Below are 15,088 nucleotides of genomic sequence, written 5' to 3' on the forward strand. Positions count from 1 at the left end.
GTCCTGCGCCTCCCCGAAGTGCGGGCTCGGACGACTCCCCGGCTCGGGCGGTCGGAGTCCTTCGCGGGCTCGCTCGTGGGCCTCGTTCAGGGCACGACGAGATCGTCTCCGGGCGTCTGCGAGGAGTCAAGTGCCCGGCGGGGGACGGCGCGTGGCGGCAAGCCGCGCCGGTCGCCGGGTACGAACGCGGGTACGAACGCGGGTACGAACCCGGGTGCGACGCGGGTACGTACGCGGGTACGTACGCGGGTACGACGCCGGGCGCCCGACCCCGCCGGTGAGCTCTCAGCTCCGGCGGCAACCGCCTTAGAATGTGCGCCTGTTATGACTGCCTCCGACCCGGCGGCCGACGTCGCGTGGCCGCCCGCCCCGATCCGTACCGCACGGCTCGTCCTGCGTGCCTCCGAGGCCCGCGACCGCGCCGCCTTCGTCGAGCTGCTGGCCTCCCCGGAGGTCGGCACGTTCGTGGGCGGCGCGCAGCCCCGCGCGGAGCTGGAGCGCACCATGCCGGAGGTGCCGGGGCGCCGCACCGGCTTCTTCGCGGTCGAGCTGGACGGCGCGACGATCGGCATGACGACCCTCGACGTCCGCGACCCCGCCCGCCCCGGCCACATCCGCCCCGAGCGCGGCGAGCACGAGCTGGGCTACATGTTCCTGCCCCGCGCCTGGGGCCGCGGCTACGCCACCGAGGCCTGCGCCGCCGCCCTCGCGTGGTTCGCCGCGACCCACCCCGGCGAGCCCGTTCTGCTCACCGCCCAGACCGCCAACACCCGCTCCGTGCGCGTCGCGGCGAAGCTCGGCTTCACGGAGGCCGCGCGCTTCCACGAGTACGGGGCCGAGCAGTGGCGCGGGGTCTGGACCCCGCCGCGCCACTGAACGTGCGTGCGATGATCGCGGTGTGACCGACCCGCACGTCCGCCGCGCCGAGGCCGCCGACCTCGCCACCCTCGTCCGCCTGCGTGACGACGCCGCCCGCTGGATGCTCGCCCGCGGCGTCACCGGCCAGTGGCGCCCCGGCGAGCTGGGCGAGGACCACTTCCGCCGCGTCATGACCCGCGGCGAGGTCTGGCTCGCCGAGGCGGCCGGCCGGCCGGTCGGCGCGTGGGAGCTGTGGTGGCAGGACGAGGCCGCGTGGGGGCCGCAGCCCCCCGTCGCCGGGTACGTCCACCGCCTGATGGTCGACCGCGCCACCGCCCGCCCCGGCACGGGCCGCCACCTCCTCCGCGCCGCCGAACGCCGGGTGACGGAGGCGGGCCGCACTCTCGTCCGCCTCGACTGCCTGGCGTCCAACCGCCGCCTGACCGCGTACTACACGGCGGAGGGCTACCGCGTCGTGGGCCGGAAGTCGGGCAAGCCCCAACCCGGCGCCGAACCAAAGACGTTCACGCTCCTGGAAAAGCACGTGGGCCCCGAGGGCGCGTAACGGCCGTCCTCCCGGGGGCCGTCGGCGCGCAGGCCCGGCGCCGGGTCGGCAGATCCGCGACATCACCCTTGCCCGACGAGGGTGACGTCGCGGACCTGCCAGCCTTCCCCGTGCCGAGCCTGCTGCACTCGTCACGAGACGGCAGGCCCCTCACAGGACGGACCCCCATGGCCTCGACTTCCGACGAGATTTCCGTGACCGACGCGGTCACGCCCCGCCCCGCCGGAACAGGTTCGCCGCCCCGGTCCCCGCTGATCGGGTGGCTGGCCGTGGTGTCGGTGACGCTGGGGATCTTCTCGATCGTCACGACGGAGATCCTGCCGATCGGTCTGCTCACCGACATCGGCTCCAGCTTCGCCCTCTCCGACGGCACGGCCGGGCTGACGATGACCGTGCCCGGATTCCTCGCGGCCGTCTCGGCCCCGGTGGTCACGGTGGTGACGGCCCGGGTCGACCGGCGGCTGATGCTGGGCGTGTTCGTGTTCCTGCTGGCCGTGGCGAACTTCCTCGCCGCCGCCGCACCCGGCTACTGGCTCGTCCTCGTCTCCCGCGTCGTCGTCGGTGTCGTCATCGGCGGCTTCTGGTCGATCGGCGCCGGACTGGCCGAGCGTCTGGTGCCGGCCGAGTCGGTCGGCCGCGCCACGTCGGTGATCTTCTCGGCGGTACCGTTCGGCTCGGTGCTCGGCGTACCGGCGGGCACGTTCGTCGGAGACCTGGCGGGCTGGCGCACCGCCTTCGCAGTGATGGGTGCGCTCACCCTCGGTGTGCTGGTCCTGCTCGTACGGGTCGTCCCGCCGCTGCCGCCGCTGCGGACGACCCGCCTGCACGTGCTGCGCGGCCTGCTCGGGAACGTCACCACGCGTCTCGCACTGCTGCTGACGTTCCTCGTCGTGCTGGCCCACTTCGGGACCTACACCTACGTCACGCCGTTCCTGGAGCGGGTCACCGGCGCCGGTCCGCGGCTGATCACCGTCTTCCTGCTGGTCTACGGCGCCGCGGGAATCGCCGGCAACTTCCTGGCCGGGTCGGTGGTCGCGCGCCGCCCCCGGGCCGTTCTCGGGCTCGCGGCCGCCATGATCGCGGCGGCCACCCTGCTGCTGCCGCTCCTGGGCCACGGGCGGGCCGGCGCGTTGGCCCTCCTGGTCGTGTGGGGCACGGCCTACGGCGCCGTCCCGGTCGCGTCCCAGACGTGGTTCGCCAAGGCGGCACCGGAAGCGCCCGAAGCGGCATCGGTGCTCTTCACGTCCTCCTTCCAGGCGACCATCTCCTTCGGCGCGCTGATCGGCGGAGTCGTCGTCGACCGCACCTCCCCCTCCACCCTCATGACCCTCGGCGGCCTCGTCGCCGCACTCACCCTGCCGGCCACCTGGACCCGCCCCGCCCGCCGCCTCACCTGGCCGACCCGCACCGAAGGGCAGTGAGCGGGCTCCGTTCAGGGCGACTGCTGGAACCGGCTCAGCTTCCCCTCGGCACCTCGACGTCGTAGACCGGCGCGTACACGATGTCCCGGGCCTGGCGCAGGTCGTAGCCGGTCGCGTCCACGATCACCTTGAGCGCCCGAAAGGTGTCGCCACCCAGCATGAACATGCGCGCGTCGGCCTGCGCGTCGGCCGGAACCGTCTCACGCAACGAGGCGGGGCCACGGGGGTGTTGCCCCGTGGCCCCGCCTCGGTCGGGGGTTCAGACGGTGTGGGCCTGGGCGAAGCCCAGGAAGTGCGCCCACTCGGTGGGGGAGAAGGCGAGTTGGGGGCCTTCCGTGTCCTTGGAGTCCCGGACGTGGACGGTCTCGGGGCAGGAGGCGACCTCGACGCAGTCGCTGGGCTGGCTGTAGCTGTAGGAGGACTTGTGCCAGGGGGCGGCGACTTCGACGCAGTTGTCGCCCTGGGCGCTGCTGTAGCTGCTCTTGAACCAGGTGAGGTCGGTGGTCATAGCTCTCCTCGCAGTCGTAACAGCAGGCCCCCGGACTCCTCAGGGGTGAGGGCCTGTCGGGCCGTCGATGCCGGGGTGCACCCTCAGGCGATAATGATCGCCAGCTGTCTGTGCGTATTACTTGGGGGCCTTGTGAGTCTGAGTCCGCGCGAGGTGTTTCTCCGGCTTGTCCATGGTGTCGCCGACGGGAACTCAAGCGAGTTGCCTGACCTCTACGGCGAGGTCACCGACGTCCGGCATCCGATGGCGACGCCGGAGTCCGAGCCGTTGACGAGTCGGCAGGCGCTCCGGGAGCACTTCACGGTGCCTCCGGAAGTCCGGGAGTCCTTGCCGAAGAGGAGTGTCGTCGACGTCGTCGTCCACGAGACCGCCGATCCTGAAGTGATCGTCGCCGAGTTCGCCTACGAGTTCACGTTGCCGGACGACTCCACGGCCAAGGTGCCCTGCATCTTCGTCATGCGTGTGCGGGACGGTCAGATCATCGAGTCACGCGACTACATCGACCCGATCCGTAGATACACGGCACGAGGGGACCTTGACCACCTCATCGCGTCGTTGCGCAAGGGCGTTTCCTGAACCCCGCACTTCCGATGGGATGCTAGCCTCCCCCTCATTCGCCAAGGGGGAGGCAACGAGTGAGAAAACGACTGGGTTTCGCGTTCGTACTGGCACTCTTGACCGGAATCGCCAGTTCCTCGACGACGTCCGCCTACGCCGCTACGGACAGGAGCGGGGCGGAGCGGCTGAGCATCCCGAACAGCAGCCCTTGCCGGGCGGGCCGCACCGTCATGGAAGGCATGGTCAAGGGGCCGGACAGCCAGCTCTACATCATTTTCACCAAGGCGGGCGGGGCGGAACCGGTCCTGTCCAGGTGGCTGCGCGACGGCACGGCCTGGGACGGTGCCAGCTGGACCTGCGCCGGAGCGCCGACCTCCATGCCGGCTGTCGGCCACGGCAACGACCTCGCCTACAACCCGGACTACCTCGGCACGGGCCCTGCGCTCATTGCCACCCAGGGAAGTCAATCGGCCTACCCGAGCGCCGACGTGGGGATTATTCACCTCAGCTCGTCGGGGGCCATCGGCGCGAGCGAGGTCGTCCATCTGCCCATCGGCAACATCAGCGGCCTCTGCTACAGCGATACGGCCGCAGGCGGAGCCGGGAAATACGCCGCCCGCCGCCTGGGCAGCTTGTGGACCCATCCCGGCTCAGGCGCGCTGACGAGCGGATGGACGCTCGTGAAGAGCAACCTGACGATTCACGACAATCGTTCCGACCAGGGCATTGACTGCTCCGAGAACTACATCTGGAACAGCAATTCCATCAACACGTCGACCCCCGATACCGGGTGGAACTGGGTGTACCAGTACAACTGGTCCGGAGGTGACGTGGAGAGCGATATCGGCATCCCGGGCAACAACCTCACCGACGAGCTCGAAGACATCACCCACGTGGGAAGCGACTTCTTCGTCGGCATCAACCGGAACGGCGGGAGCCCGGACTCGGTGAAGGTCTTCACCGAGTGAGGTTGCCCCTCAGACGCTACGAGGCGGGGCCACGGGGGTGTTGCCCCGTGACCCCGCCTCGGTCGTGCGTTCAGACGGTGTGGGCCTGGGCGAAGCCCAGGAAGTGGTACCACTCGGCGGGGGAGAAGGCGAGTTGGGGGCCTTCCTTGTCCTTGGAGTCCCGCACATGGACGGTCCCGGGGCAGGAGGCGACCTCGACGCAGTCGCCGTCCGGACCACTGCTGTGGGAAGACTTGTGCCAAGCCACAGCGACCTCGACGCAGTCGTCCCCCGAGCTGCCGCTGTAGCTGGACTTCCGCCAGGAGAGCGCGACTTCGACGCAGTCGCCGGAGCTACCACTGCTGTAGCTGCTCTTGAACCAGGTGAGGTTGGTGGTCATAGCTCTCCTCGCAGTCGCAACAGCAAGCCCCTGGACTCCTCAGGGGTGAGGGCCTGCGTGCGCAGTTTTGCATACCGCTGCCGGAGAATGCTGACCACTTTGGGGTCGGTGATGAGCTGGCCGGTTTCCTGTCCTTCGCTGTACGCGAGCCACTGGTTTTCCGGGGTCTCCAGCAACCTGACCGGCCCGTCGAGGCCGGGGTGCACGCCTGTGTTCTCCGGGAGCAGTTGGATCGCGATGTTCCGCTGGCGACTCAGCTGTACGACGTGGTCGATCAGCTCGATCGTGGCCTCACGGCCGCCCGTCTGCCGACGAAAGATGTGCTCGTCGAGGATGAAACTGAAGGCCGTGTTGGGTCGATCGCTGAGAAGCTGCTGCCGCTCAGCCCGTGCCACCCACTGGGTGTCGATCTCCTCATCGCTGAGGGGCGGAAGCCGGTCCTCGAACAACGCACGCGCGTAGGCCTCCGTCTGGAGCAGGCCTGGCACCACGCGACACTCGTACGTATCCAAGTTGACCGCGATTTGCTCCTTGCGCGCCCACTGCCGGAACCAACTCGCCAGCCCCGGCTGGCGAGCCACGTGCCGCAGCGCCTTCCGCAAGACGCCGGTCCCGCCGAGGTGGGGCTCGGCCCTCTCCGCGAAATCAGGGTCCGGCATGCGCCGCCCCTGCTCGATCGAGGCGACCGTGTGCTGCGAGAGGCCGACGTGGGCGCCCAGCTCCTCCCGGGACAGGCCGGAGAATTCGCGTAAAGCCATGACGACGGCCCCGAACGTCTTCAGGCTGTCCGAGGGCTCGGGCTCACCTCCGCCCGCGAACGTACCGCCGGACGTCATGTTGGCCGTCATAGGCCACCTCCCGCACACTGGGCCCCGCAGGGTCACTCCGCTGGAGGACATGCTCACCCTCGGTGACGCGTACTGTCCACAGTTTGTGCGCGTACGCTTGCTCAGCGTACGCGGTGCGGTGCTGGGATCGCGGGGGCTGAGCAGGGCACATTGGGCTCCATGACGACTCACGCAGCTCCCCAACTGCCGTGTGCAGAGGGTGAGTTCAGGCAGCAGTTCAGTTCGACCCGGCGCGGTGCGCGGCTCGCCCGGCAGCTCGCGCTCTACCAGCTCAGTACGTGGGGGATCCCGCACACGATGGCCGTGTTCGATGCGGCGGAGATCGTCGTGGGCGAGCTGGTGGCGAACGCGGTGACCCACGGGTGCGTGGCCGGCCGGGACTTCGAGGTGTGGATGCGGCTGCGCAGCGGCACGCTGCGGATCGAGGTGTCCGACACCCGCACCGAGCGTCGGCCCCCGGGCCCGGGCACGCTCACACCCCCGCGCGAACTCGCCGAGACCGGGCGCGGGCTGATGCTCGTGGAGGCGCTCGCCGACCGCTGGTCGGTACGTGACCGGATCCCGATCGGCAAGACGGTACGAGCCGAACTCGACCTCCCCCTCCCGCCGGTGCGGCCCCGTGTCCGTAGCTGAGGACGCGACTCCCGCCAGTGCCCAGCGCTACGAAGGAGGAACCCCTGATGCTTGACCTGCACGTCCCCGAACTGCCCGCCGAAGGCGGTGAGCGGCTCACCCGGCTGGAATACAAGCAGGACTTCCGCGAGCGGAGCGGCTCGGTGCGCGACGGAAACTCGTGGAAGCTGGAGCGGCGGCAGCACTTCGAGGAGACGGGCAGTGCGAGCCGCGACGCCCTGCGCCGCGGCGACTGGGACGAGGCGCTGCGCCTCTTCGCCACCCGTGAGGACAAGTTGCGGGCGGAGGCGGAGGACGACGCCCGCCGTGGCAGCGTCTTCCACCGGCTGCGGGTGGTGGAGGAGCCGCTGACGCCGTACATCCAGTGGGAGTTGCACTCCCTGCACCCAGGGGCCCGGTTCGGCGTACCCACCCGCGTCGTCCTCGCCTCCGCCCTCACCGCCGCCGAAGCGGCGGGCCCGCTCCCCGAACTGGTGGCGATCGGCGACGGTGTCCTCTTCCGCGTGATGTACACGGACACCGGCGTCCCGGACGGAGCGATCCGCTTCACCGACCCTGCGGTGGTGAAGGCCTGGGCCGAGTTCATGCGCGGCCTCTTCACGACGGCGGAGGACATCGCGTCCTACTTCCCCCGCGCGGTCGCCCCTCTTCCCCCGCCCCCGGCCGCATGAGTACGGACGACGGCGGGGCGCCGTCGGAGGAGGAAGTGATGCGGACGGTCGTCGAAGGGCCCTACCGGGCGCTGGCCGGACCCGCAGCCCGGCTGTTCCGCCTGCTGGACCTGCACCCGGGGCCGGACTTCGGGCTGCACTCAGCGGCTGTGGTGGCGGATCTGACCACGGGCAAGGCCCGTCAGCTCCTGGACGATCTCGTGGGCGCGAATCTGCTGGAGCAGACCGCCCCCGACCGCTACCAGTTCCACGACCTGCTGCGGGCGCACGCCACCGACCAGGCTCACGCCGAGGAGACGCCGGAGGACCGGGAGGCCGCTCTCCGCCGCCTCCTCACCTGGTACCTCCACACCGCCGACGCGGCGCAGGACTGGATCTCTCCGGGCGAGGACAATCTGCGATTGCCTCCCGCCACCGGCCCGGTGTCCCCGCTGACGTTCGCCGACTACGACGCGGCCGTCGACTGGGCCGAGCGCGAACTGCCCATCTACCGGCGTGTGGTTGCTGCCGCGACAGCATCCGGTGACGACCGGCTCACCTGGCAGCTCGCCGAAACGCTCTGGCACGCCTGGCCCCCGTCCTCCGCCCGTGCGGAGTGGACGGGCATCGGGCAGGCCGGTGTGGAGGCTGCGGTCCGCGACCAGGATCCGGCGGTGCAGTTGCGCCTGCTGACCCGGCTCGGCATGGCGTACCGCGAGCGCGCACGCCACGACGAGGGCCTGGAATGCCTGGGCCGGGCCCTGCACCTCGCCCGCGCTATGGGGCGGCGTTTCGATGAGGCGCGGGTGCGGAACGCCATGGGCCTGATCCACCTCAGGCGGCGGGAACTCGACCTGGCGAGCGGCCATTTCGACGACGCCGGCGCGATCCTGCGCGACCTCGGGGACCAACGGCTGGCCGGCGCCGTCCACGCCAACGCGGCCACCGCGCACTACCGGGCCGGACGGCTGCCGGAAGCGGCGGTGGCACTGCGGCACGCCCTGGACGTCTACCGCTCCTCCGACGACCCGGGCGGACTCGGCAACGTCCTGCGGCTCCGGGCCGAGCTGCACCTGGCGGAGGGGCGTCAGGACGAGGCCCTCGCGGACGCCAGCCAGGCCATGGATATCGCCCTGGCCCTGCGTGACCGCACCCGTGAGGCCTACTGGCTCCTCACCCTCGGTGACGTCCAGCGCCACGTCGGCGTACGGCGACGCCCTCGCCTCGTACCAGCGCTCGGCGATGCTCCACCGCAGACTCGGCGACCGCAGCCGGGAGGCCCTCGCGTGGCGCGGCACGGGCCTGACGTACGCGGCCACCGGGCGCGAGGAGGAGGCGGCCGGCTTCCTACGGCAGGCGGCCGCCGCCCACCGCACCCTCGGGGACGCGTGGGAGGAGGCCACCGACCTCGACCACCTCGCCCGGGCCGACCCCCAGGGCGCCGACGGGCACCGGGCCCGCGTCCTGGAGCTGAATAGGTTACTACACTCAGTAGCTGTCAGGGTGCCCAGGAGGCGGTCATGGCTCGTGCGTGGGAAGCAGACCCGGCGGCGTTATTCGTCCGGCGACTCGGCATGTCAGCAGCGGAGACAGGCAATTCGGAAGGCGCGGACGACTGCCCGGACATCTGGCAGCTCTCGAACGGCGACATCGCCGTCATCGGACGTGACCTCACCTCCGGTTACGCGGGCCGTCTGCCGAACGGCGTGACGCTCGGCGCGGACGAGCGTCTGGTCGTGATCCCCGGCAACATGCTCAGCGCGGCGAAGGTGGACATCCCTGATGCTTGATCAGCACGTGCCAGAACTTCCCATCGAGCACGGCGTGCGGCTCACACGCCCCGAGTACCACCACGAGTTCTGGAGCCACGAGCGGTCCGTTCACAACGGCTCCTCGTGGAAGCTGGAGCGGCGGCAGCACTTCGAGGAGACGGGCAGTGCGAGCCGCGACGCCCTGCGTCGCGGCGACTGGGACGAGGCGCTGCGCCTCTTCGCCGCCCGTGAGGACACGCTGCGTGCCGAAGGCGAGGAGGACGCCCGCCGCGGCAGTGTCCTCCACCGCCTACGGGTGGTGGAGGAGCCGCTGACCCCCTACATCCAGTGGGAGCTGCACTCCCTGCATCAGAAGGCCCGGTTCGGCGCTCCCACGCGCGTCGTCCTTGCCTCAGCCCTCGCCGCCGCTGAAGCGGCGGGCCCGCTCCCCGAACTGGTGGCGATCGGCGACCGCATCCTCTTCCGCGTGATGTACACGGACACCGGCGTCCCGGATGGAGCGATCCGCTTCACCGACCCCGCGGTGGTGAACGCCTGGGTCGAGTTCATGAGCGGCCTCTTCGCGACAGCGGAGGACATCGCGTCCTACTTCCCCCGCGCGGTCGCCCCGCTTCCGCCGCCCCCGGCGGCATGAGCAAGGGAGACGGCGGGACGTCGTCGGAGTCGCACAACGACCTGTCCGGGACGTCCTCGCGCGATGTGGTGCAGGCGGGGAGCGTCACCGGCGGGGTCCATTTCCACCATGACGCGGGCGCCCGGCGCCAGCCGACACCACGGCAGTTGCCCGCCGACGTCCACGGTTTCGTCAATCGGAGTGCCGAACTCGCGGAGCTGGACGCACTGGTGGCCGACGGGACGGTTGTGTCCCTGCACGTGATCGCTGGGACGGCCGGTGCGGGGAAGACATCGCTGGCGCTGCGGTGGGCGCACCGGGTGAAGGACCGTTTCCCGGACGGTCAGTTGTTCGTGAACCTACGCGGTTATGACCCCGGCGAGCCGGTCACGGCCGAACAGGCGCTGCGCGGATTCCTGCGCGCCCTCGGTGTACCGGCGGCAGAAGTGCCGGGGGATGTGGACGGGGCGGCGGCCCTTTACCGTTCGCTCATCGCCGAGCGGCGCGTGCTCGTCCTGCTGGACAACGCGGCGACAGCGGGTCAGGTGCGTCCGCTGCTGCCGGGCGGCGGGGACAGCCTGGTGCTGGTGACGAGCCGGAGCCGGTTGTCGGGTCTGGCGGTGCGGGACGGGGCCCGGCGGATCACGCTGGGTACGCTGCCCGAGGAGGAGGCGGTTGCGCTGCTCCAAGCCGTGACCGTTGCCTACCGCAGCGCTGACGACATCGATCAGCTTGCCGAACTGGCGCGGCTGTGCGCCCGGCTGCCGCTGGCGCTGCGGATAGCGGCCGAACGTGCGGCGAGCCACCCGCACATGGGGCTGGGCGAGTTGATCGCGGATCTGCGGGACGAGTCGGGGCTGTGGGACGCGTTGAGCACCGGCAGCGAGGAAGAGGCCGAGGCCGTACGGACCGTCTTCGCGTGGTCATACCGCGCGCTGTCCGAGCCCGCTGCCCGGCTGTTCCGCCTGCTGGGCCTGCATCCGGGGCCTGACTTCGGGCTGCATTCCGCCGCTGTCGTGGCGGATCTGGGCACGGGCAAGGCCCGTCAGCTTCTGGACGATCTCGTGGGCGCCCACTTGCTGGAGCAGACCGCGCCGGACCGGTACCAGTTCCATGACCTGCTTCGGGCGTACGCCACCGACCAGGCCCAGGCACAGGAGACGGAAGAGGAGCGGGATGCCGCTCTGCACCGTCTCCTGATCTGGTACCTCCACACTGCCGATGCGGCGCAGGAGTGGATCTCGCCGGGCGAGGACCATCTGCGGCCGCCTCCCGCCACCGGCCCGGTGGCCCCCTTGGCGTTCGCCGACTACGACGCGGCCGTCGACTGGACCGAGCGTGAACTGCCCACCTATCCGCGCCTGGTGGCGACTGCCGCCACAGCCGGGCAGGACCGCCTCGCCTGGCAACTGGTCGAGACCCTCTGGCGGGCCTGGCCGCCGTCAGCCCCTGTCGTCGACTGGCTGGACCTCGGGACAACGGGCCTTGCGAGCGCCGAGCGCGACCCGGATCCGCTGGCCCGCATCCGCATCCTCATCAGCCTCGGCACTGTCTACCGCGCCGTCCACCGCTACGCGGACGGCATGCGCAGCCTCATCTCGGCGCTGGAGCTGTGCCGCAGCACCGGCAACCGGCTCGACGAGGCCCACGCCCTGAACCTCATCGGCCTGCTCCACCTCCGGGCCCGTGAACTGGACCGCGCCGCCGCGGCGTTCGAGGCGGTGGCCCCGCTCTTCAAGGCGGAGGGCCGACCGCGCTGGGCCGCGACCGCCGTGGCCAACACCGCAACCACCTACCTCAACGCCGGACGCATCCCCGAGGCCGCAACAGCCGCCACCGAGGCCCTCGCCACCCACCGCGCCCTCGACAACCCCCGAGGAGCGGGCAACGTCCTCCGGATGCTCGCAGCCATCCGCCTCGAAGAGGGCGACAGCGTCGCCGCCCGCAAGGCGATCGACGAGGCCATGGAGATCGCCCTCACCCTCCGCAGCCACCGCCTTGAGGCCTACTGGCTGCTCACCCTCGGTGACGTCCAGCGCGCCACGTCGGCGTACGGCGACGCCCTCGCCTCGTACCAGCGCTCGGCGATGCTCCACCGCAGACTCGGCGACCGCAGCCGGGAGGCCCTGGCGTGGCGCGGCACGGGCCTGACGTACGCGGCCACCGAACGCGGGGAGGAAGCGGCGGGCTTCCTCCAACAAGCCGCCGCCGCGCACCGCGCCCTCGGGGACGCGTGGGAGGAGGCCACCGACCTCGACCACCTCGCCCGGGCCGACCCCCAGGGCGCCGACGGGCACCGGGCCCGCGTCCTGGAGCTGAGGCAGGAGCGCACACGGTTGGGGGGTTTGCGGGGGCAGGTCCGGGAATCGGGGGGCAGGGCGGGGCCGGGTCGGGCACAGTCTGGGTATGAGCGGTTACGAGGACAGCGTGCCCGCGTATCTGACGGTCCGGATGACCGCGCCCGAGGGGCCCATCGCCGCGCTCGCCGACGAGGAGGCGTGGTATGCCCGGGAGCGGTATCCCGATCTGCTCGGGGCGGGCATGGCCGAGTACTTCTGGGCCCGCGAGTTGGAGTCCGGCGGCTGGGAACTGTGCGAGTACGGGGGCAGTTGGCCGCAGCAGGCCCGTGACTCGCTCGGCTCGCACTTCCGGCTGAACGCCCAGGGCGCGGGCAAGGAGGGCGACGCCAACGCCCAACGCCGCTGGAACGCCGCGGCCTTGCGGATGGACCGCGAGGTCGTCGACGAGGTGTCCGTGCTCGGCGAGCGCTTCCGCATCGTCCGCGCCGCGCACTTCATCCGCTCCGGCCCCGCCGGGCCCGAGCCGCCGCGGCCCACCGACCCGGACCCCGCGGAGGTCGGCGACGGCCATCGGGTGCCCTCGCGCACCAAGGGCTTCGTCGTCGACCCGCTCACCGGCACCGGCATGTCGGACGGCATCCTCAAGCTCGATCTGCTGCCCATGGCGCCCGTCCTCAAGGACGCGCCCGACGAGATGAACGACGAGGCCCGCGCCGCCATCCACCGCTATCCGGGCGGCGTCCTGTTGCCCGCCGCCTTCGTCATATCCGCCCGGGTGAACGGGCGTTGGGGCTTCCACCAGCCCGGCAGCATCTACTCGACCCCGCAGGGCGCGCGCGACTCACTCGCCTTCTGGCTGCGCGTGATGGGGCCCTTCCGACAGCGGATGCCGGAGGAGCAGAAGGCGGAGTACGCCGCCGCCGCGGACCGGCTGGACGAGAAGCGGTCCAACGTCGTCACGATCGACGGCCACCGCTTCCGCATCACGCGCGTGGAGCGCCTCGTCCGTATCGGCCCCGACGGGCCAGAGCTGCCCCGGCCCTCCGACTACGACCCCGAGGTGCCGGTCGAGGTGCAGACCCGGCAACTGCGCGAGGACGGCGTCGTCGACGCGGACGGCAACGACCTCCGGCCCGAGAGGCCCGACCCGCGCGCGGACGAGCTGCGCCGGCTGTGGCAGAAGGAGGAAGCCCGCCGCGTCGCCTGGCGGGCGGCCCGCCGGCGCGCGCGAGGAGCCGACCCGGCCGCCGATCCGGCCCCTGCTCCGGCCCAAGCCCCGGACCCCACTCCCGCCCCTGACTCCGCCCCGGGCCGCGGCCGGCCGTAGCCCGCGACCGGCCCGGCCGCCGACGGGGCGGCCGCGCCCCCATGACGCGACCGCCCCGGTCTGTGCGCCCCCTGCGGCGCCCTCCGGGACGTTCTCGGGGGCGTCCTCCGGCTGCGCGCCTGCCGCGTGGGGACATCTCTTGACGGATTCCCTGTGAGCGCTAACAATGACAAGGCAGCACACAGATCGGAGAACCATGTCACAGACCGCGCAGACCACCGGCCGGCCACGCCGGGCGCCGACCATGGCGGACGTCGCCAAGGTCGCCGGCGTGTCGCACCAGACCGTCTCGCGCGTGCTGAGCAACCACCCCAATGTACGGGACACCACCCGCGCCGAGGTGCTGCGGGCCATCGAGCAGCTCGGCTACCGGCGCAATTCGTCCGCCCGCGCGCTCGTGACCCGGCGCACGCTCACGCTCGGCGTCGTCGCGTGCAACCCCACCCTCTTCGGGCCCGCGAGCACCCTCTTCGGGCTCGAGGAGGCCGCGCGGGACGAGGGGTACATGGCCTCGGCTGTCACGCTGCGGCGCTACACCGCCAAGGCGCTGGAGGAGGCGATCGACCACCTCAGCGACTGGGGGGTGGAGGGCATCGTGGTGATCGTGCCGCACCGCGAAGCCGTGGCCGCGCTCGCCGAGCTGCGGCTGCCCTTCCCGGTCGTGACCGTCGAGGGCGGCCACTCGCTGCCGATCGCGGGGGTGTCGGTCGACCAGGAGCTGGGCGCGCGGCTGGTCACCGGCCATCTGCTGAACGCCGGGCACCGCACGGTGTGGCATGTGGCCGGGCCGCGGGACTGGCTGGAGGCCGAGGCGCGCGTCAAGGGGTGGCGGGAGACGCTGGAGGAGGCGGGGGCCGAGGTGCCGCCGCCGCTGGTCGGCGACTGGACGCCGCTGTCGGGCTACCGCGCGGGCCAGGAGCTGGCCGGACGGGTCGCGGCGGGGGCGGCGCGACGCAACTCCGGCGACGTGACCGCGGTCTTCGTGGCCAACGACCAGATGGCGCTGGGCGTGCTGCGGGCCTTTCGCGAGGCGGGCCTGTCCGTGCCGGGACAGGTGGCGATCGCGGGCTTCGACGACATCCCGGAGGCGGAGTTCTTCGCGCCGCCGCTCACGACCGTACGGCAGGACTTCGCCGCGGTCGGCCAGGCCAGCATCCGGCTGCTGGTCAACCGCCTTGAGTCGGACGGCGGTTCGGGCCCCGCGGGTCAGGACGCCGACGACGGCGTCGAGCGCGTGGTGATCGAGCCCCGGCTGATCGTACGGCGCAGCAGCACGTCGCTGTGACGGATGCGGCGACCGCGGTGGAGGTCCCCCGGCCGGCGCCCCGCGCCCCCGCCGGGCCGGCCGCCTCCCGCCACGCGCCGCCCCCGCTACGGCCCGGCCACCGCCCGTACGCCCCCGCACCCGCCAACCCGCGCTCCGCTCACCTCGCACCACCCGCGCCCGGCACCGCGCACCCGCCGCCCCCGGCATCCGCAAGGCCCGGCCCGGCGCACCACGCTCCACCCGCACCCCCCACCAGCGACCGCACCCCTTCACCGTCGGGAGACCCGAAGATGACGCACACCAGCACGACACCACCCGCCGACGCGGTCACCGTCGGTATCGATTTCGGGACGCTGTCCGGGCGTGCTCTGGTCGTGGCCGTCGAGGACGGTCGTGAGCTGGGCAGCGCGGTGCACGAGTA

16 protein-coding genes are annotated in these 15,088 nt (G+C 71.8%); 12 read left to right on the plus strand and 4 right to left on the minus strand.

Annotated features, from left to right (window positions below; translation table 11 throughout):
- The first annotated feature begins 324 nt into the window (after window positions 1-324).
- From IH54_RS0129165 to IH54_RS0129175, 3 genes are all read left to right on the plus strand, one after another.
- Window positions 325-876 (plus strand): GNAT family N-acetyltransferase, encoded by a 552-nt coding sequence (locus tag IH54_RS0129165; protein WP_031522519.1) that lies wholly within the window; start codon window positions 325-327, stop codon window positions 874-876.
- 22 nt (window positions 877-898) lie between these two features.
- A complete protein-coding gene (locus IH54_RS0129170) occupies window positions 899-1,423 on the plus strand; it encodes a GNAT family N-acetyltransferase (RefSeq protein WP_031522520.1) in 525 nt (174 codons plus the stop codon).
- 167 nt (window positions 1,424-1,590) lie between these two features.
- The gene (locus IH54_RS0129175; RefSeq protein ID WP_078862614.1) at window positions 1,591-2,844 is read left to right on the plus strand and encodes an MFS transporter; all 1,254 of its coding nucleotides are present in this window, start codon (window positions 1,591-1,593) and stop codon (window positions 2,842-2,844) included.
- 34 nt (window positions 2,845-2,878) lie between these two features.
- Here IH54_RS0129175 and IH54_RS45785 read toward each other — a convergent pair whose 3' ends face one another.
- Window positions 2,879-3,052, minus strand: a complete 174-nt coding sequence (locus IH54_RS45785) for a hypothetical protein (protein ID WP_159012134.1) — start codon at window positions 3,050-3,052, stop codon at window positions 2,879-2,881.
- 51 nt (window positions 3,053-3,103) lie between these two features.
- Window positions 3,104-3,352, minus strand: a complete 249-nt coding sequence (locus IH54_RS0129185; RefSeq protein WP_031522522.1) for a DUF397 domain-containing protein — start codon at window positions 3,350-3,352, stop codon at window positions 3,104-3,106.
- Between the two features lie 132 nt (window positions 3,353-3,484).
- Here IH54_RS0129185 and IH54_RS0129190 point away from each other — a divergent pair, with 132 nt between their 5' ends.
- Together IH54_RS0129190 and IH54_RS0129195 are read left to right on the plus strand one after the other, a co-directional pair.
- Window positions 3,485-3,928, plus strand: a complete 444-nt coding sequence (locus IH54_RS0129190) for a nuclear transport factor 2 family protein (protein ID WP_234343999.1) — start codon at window positions 3,485-3,487, stop codon at window positions 3,926-3,928.
- Window positions 3,929-3,987: 59 nt separating this feature from the next.
- A complete protein-coding gene (locus IH54_RS0129195; protein ID WP_159012136.1) occupies window positions 3,988-4,878 on the plus strand; it encodes a hypothetical protein in 891 nt (296 codons plus the stop codon).
- Between the two features lie 70 nt (window positions 4,879-4,948).
- Here IH54_RS0129195 and IH54_RS0129200 read toward each other — a convergent pair whose 3' ends face one another.
- Window positions 4,949-5,257, minus strand: a complete 309-nt coding sequence (locus tag IH54_RS0129200; RefSeq protein WP_031522528.1) for a DUF397 domain-containing protein — start codon at window positions 5,255-5,257, stop codon at window positions 4,949-4,951.
- Window positions 5,254-6,105, minus strand: a complete 852-nt coding sequence (locus IH54_RS0129205; RefSeq protein WP_234344001.1) for a helix-turn-helix domain-containing protein — start codon at window positions 6,103-6,105, stop codon at window positions 5,254-5,256. Before IH54_RS0129205 ends, IH54_RS0129200 begins: the two co-directional genes overlap by 4 nt.
- 159 nt (window positions 6,106-6,264) lie before the next feature.
- On the opposite strand from IH54_RS0129205, the gene IH54_RS0129210 reads away from it, so the two are divergent.
- From IH54_RS0129210 to IH54_RS0129250, 7 genes are all read left to right on the plus strand, one after another.
- Entirely contained in the window at window positions 6,265-6,738 is a 474-nt protein-coding gene (locus IH54_RS0129210; protein ID WP_052397991.1) for an ATP-binding protein, read from the plus strand.
- A 47-nt stretch (window positions 6,739-6,785) separates the two neighbouring features.
- Window positions 6,786-7,409 carry a DUF6879 family protein gene (locus tag IH54_RS0129215; protein WP_031522534.1) on the plus strand — a complete coding sequence of 208 codons (624 nt, stop codon included), beginning with the start codon at window positions 6,786-6,788 and terminating at the stop codon, window positions 7,407-7,409.
- On the plus strand, window positions 7,406-8,866 hold the full coding sequence (locus IH54_RS45790) for a tetratricopeptide repeat protein (RefSeq protein WP_159012138.1): 1,461 nt from the start codon (window positions 7,406-7,408) through the stop codon (window positions 8,864-8,866). The genes IH54_RS0129215 and IH54_RS45790 overlap by 4 nt, the downstream gene beginning before the upstream one ends.
- A gap of 42 nt (window positions 8,867-8,908) precedes the next feature.
- Entirely contained in the window at window positions 8,909-9,178 is a 270-nt protein-coding gene (locus IH54_RS0129230; protein ID WP_031522538.1) for a hypothetical protein, read from the plus strand.
- Window positions 9,171-9,794, plus strand: a complete 624-nt coding sequence (locus tag IH54_RS0129235; RefSeq protein WP_031522541.1) for a DUF6879 family protein — start codon at window positions 9,171-9,173, stop codon at window positions 9,792-9,794. The genes IH54_RS0129230 and IH54_RS0129235 overlap by 8 nt, the downstream gene beginning before the upstream one ends.
- A 2,430-nt stretch (window positions 9,795-12,224) precedes the next feature.
- Entirely contained in the window at window positions 12,225-13,400 is a 1,176-nt protein-coding gene (locus IH54_RS44845; RefSeq protein ID WP_324607828.1) for a DUF5954 family protein, read from the plus strand.
- Between the two features lie 196 nt (window positions 13,401-13,596).
- Window positions 13,597-14,685 carry a LacI family DNA-binding transcriptional regulator gene (locus IH54_RS0129250; protein WP_031522547.1) on the plus strand — a complete coding sequence of 363 codons (1,089 nt, stop codon included), beginning with the start codon at window positions 13,597-13,599 and terminating at the stop codon, window positions 14,683-14,685.
- Window positions 14,686-15,088 lie beyond the last annotated feature (403 nt).

The organism is Streptomyces sp. NRRL F-5123 (assembly GCF_000721495.1).
In the GTDB taxonomy this organism is placed as follows: domain Bacteria; phylum Actinomycetota; class Actinomycetes; order Streptomycetales; family Streptomycetaceae; genus Actinacidiphila.

Bases quoted from the DNA above. Each gene is read 5' to 3' on its own strand.
- IH54_RS0129230 (WP_031522538.1), top strand. From the start codon at position 8,909: ATGGCTCGTGCGTGGGAAGCAGACCCGGCGGCGTTATTCGTCCGGCGA.
- IH54_RS0129205 (WP_234344001.1), bottom strand. From the start codon at position 6,105: ATGACGGCCAACATGACGTCCGGCGGTACGTTCGCGGGCGGAGGTGAG.
- IH54_RS0129200 (WP_031522528.1), bottom strand. From the start codon at position 5,257: ATGACCACCAACCTCACCTGGTTCAAGAGCAGCTACAGCAGTGGTAGC.
- IH54_RS0129185 (WP_031522522.1), bottom strand. From the start codon at position 3,352: ATGACCACCGACCTCACCTGGTTCAAGAGCAGCTACAGCAGCGCCCAG.
- IH54_RS0129215 (WP_031522534.1), top strand. From the start codon at position 6,786: ATGCTTGACCTGCACGTCCCCGAACTGCCCGCCGAAGGCGGTGAGCGG.
- IH54_RS0129175 (WP_078862614.1), top strand. From the start codon at position 1,591: ATGGCCTCGACTTCCGACGAGATTTCCGTGACCGACGCGGTCACGCCC.
- IH54_RS45790 (WP_159012138.1), top strand. From the start codon at position 7,406: ATGAGTACGGACGACGGCGGGGCGCCGTCGGAGGAGGAAGTGATGCGG.
- IH54_RS0129165 (WP_031522519.1), top strand. From the start codon at position 325: ATGACTGCCTCCGACCCGGCGGCCGACGTCGCGTGGCCGCCCGCCCCG.
- IH54_RS44845 (WP_324607828.1), top strand. From the start codon at position 12,225: ATGACCGCGCCCGAGGGGCCCATCGCCGCGCTCGCCGACGAGGAGGCG.
- IH54_RS0129250 (WP_031522547.1), top strand. From the start codon at position 13,597: ATGTCACAGACCGCGCAGACCACCGGCCGGCCACGCCGGGCGCCGACC.
- IH54_RS0129210 (WP_052397991.1), top strand. From the start codon at position 6,265: ATGACGACTCACGCAGCTCCCCAACTGCCGTGTGCAGAGGGTGAGTTC.
- IH54_RS0129235 (WP_031522541.1), top strand. From the start codon at position 9,171: ATGCTTGATCAGCACGTGCCAGAACTTCCCATCGAGCACGGCGTGCGG.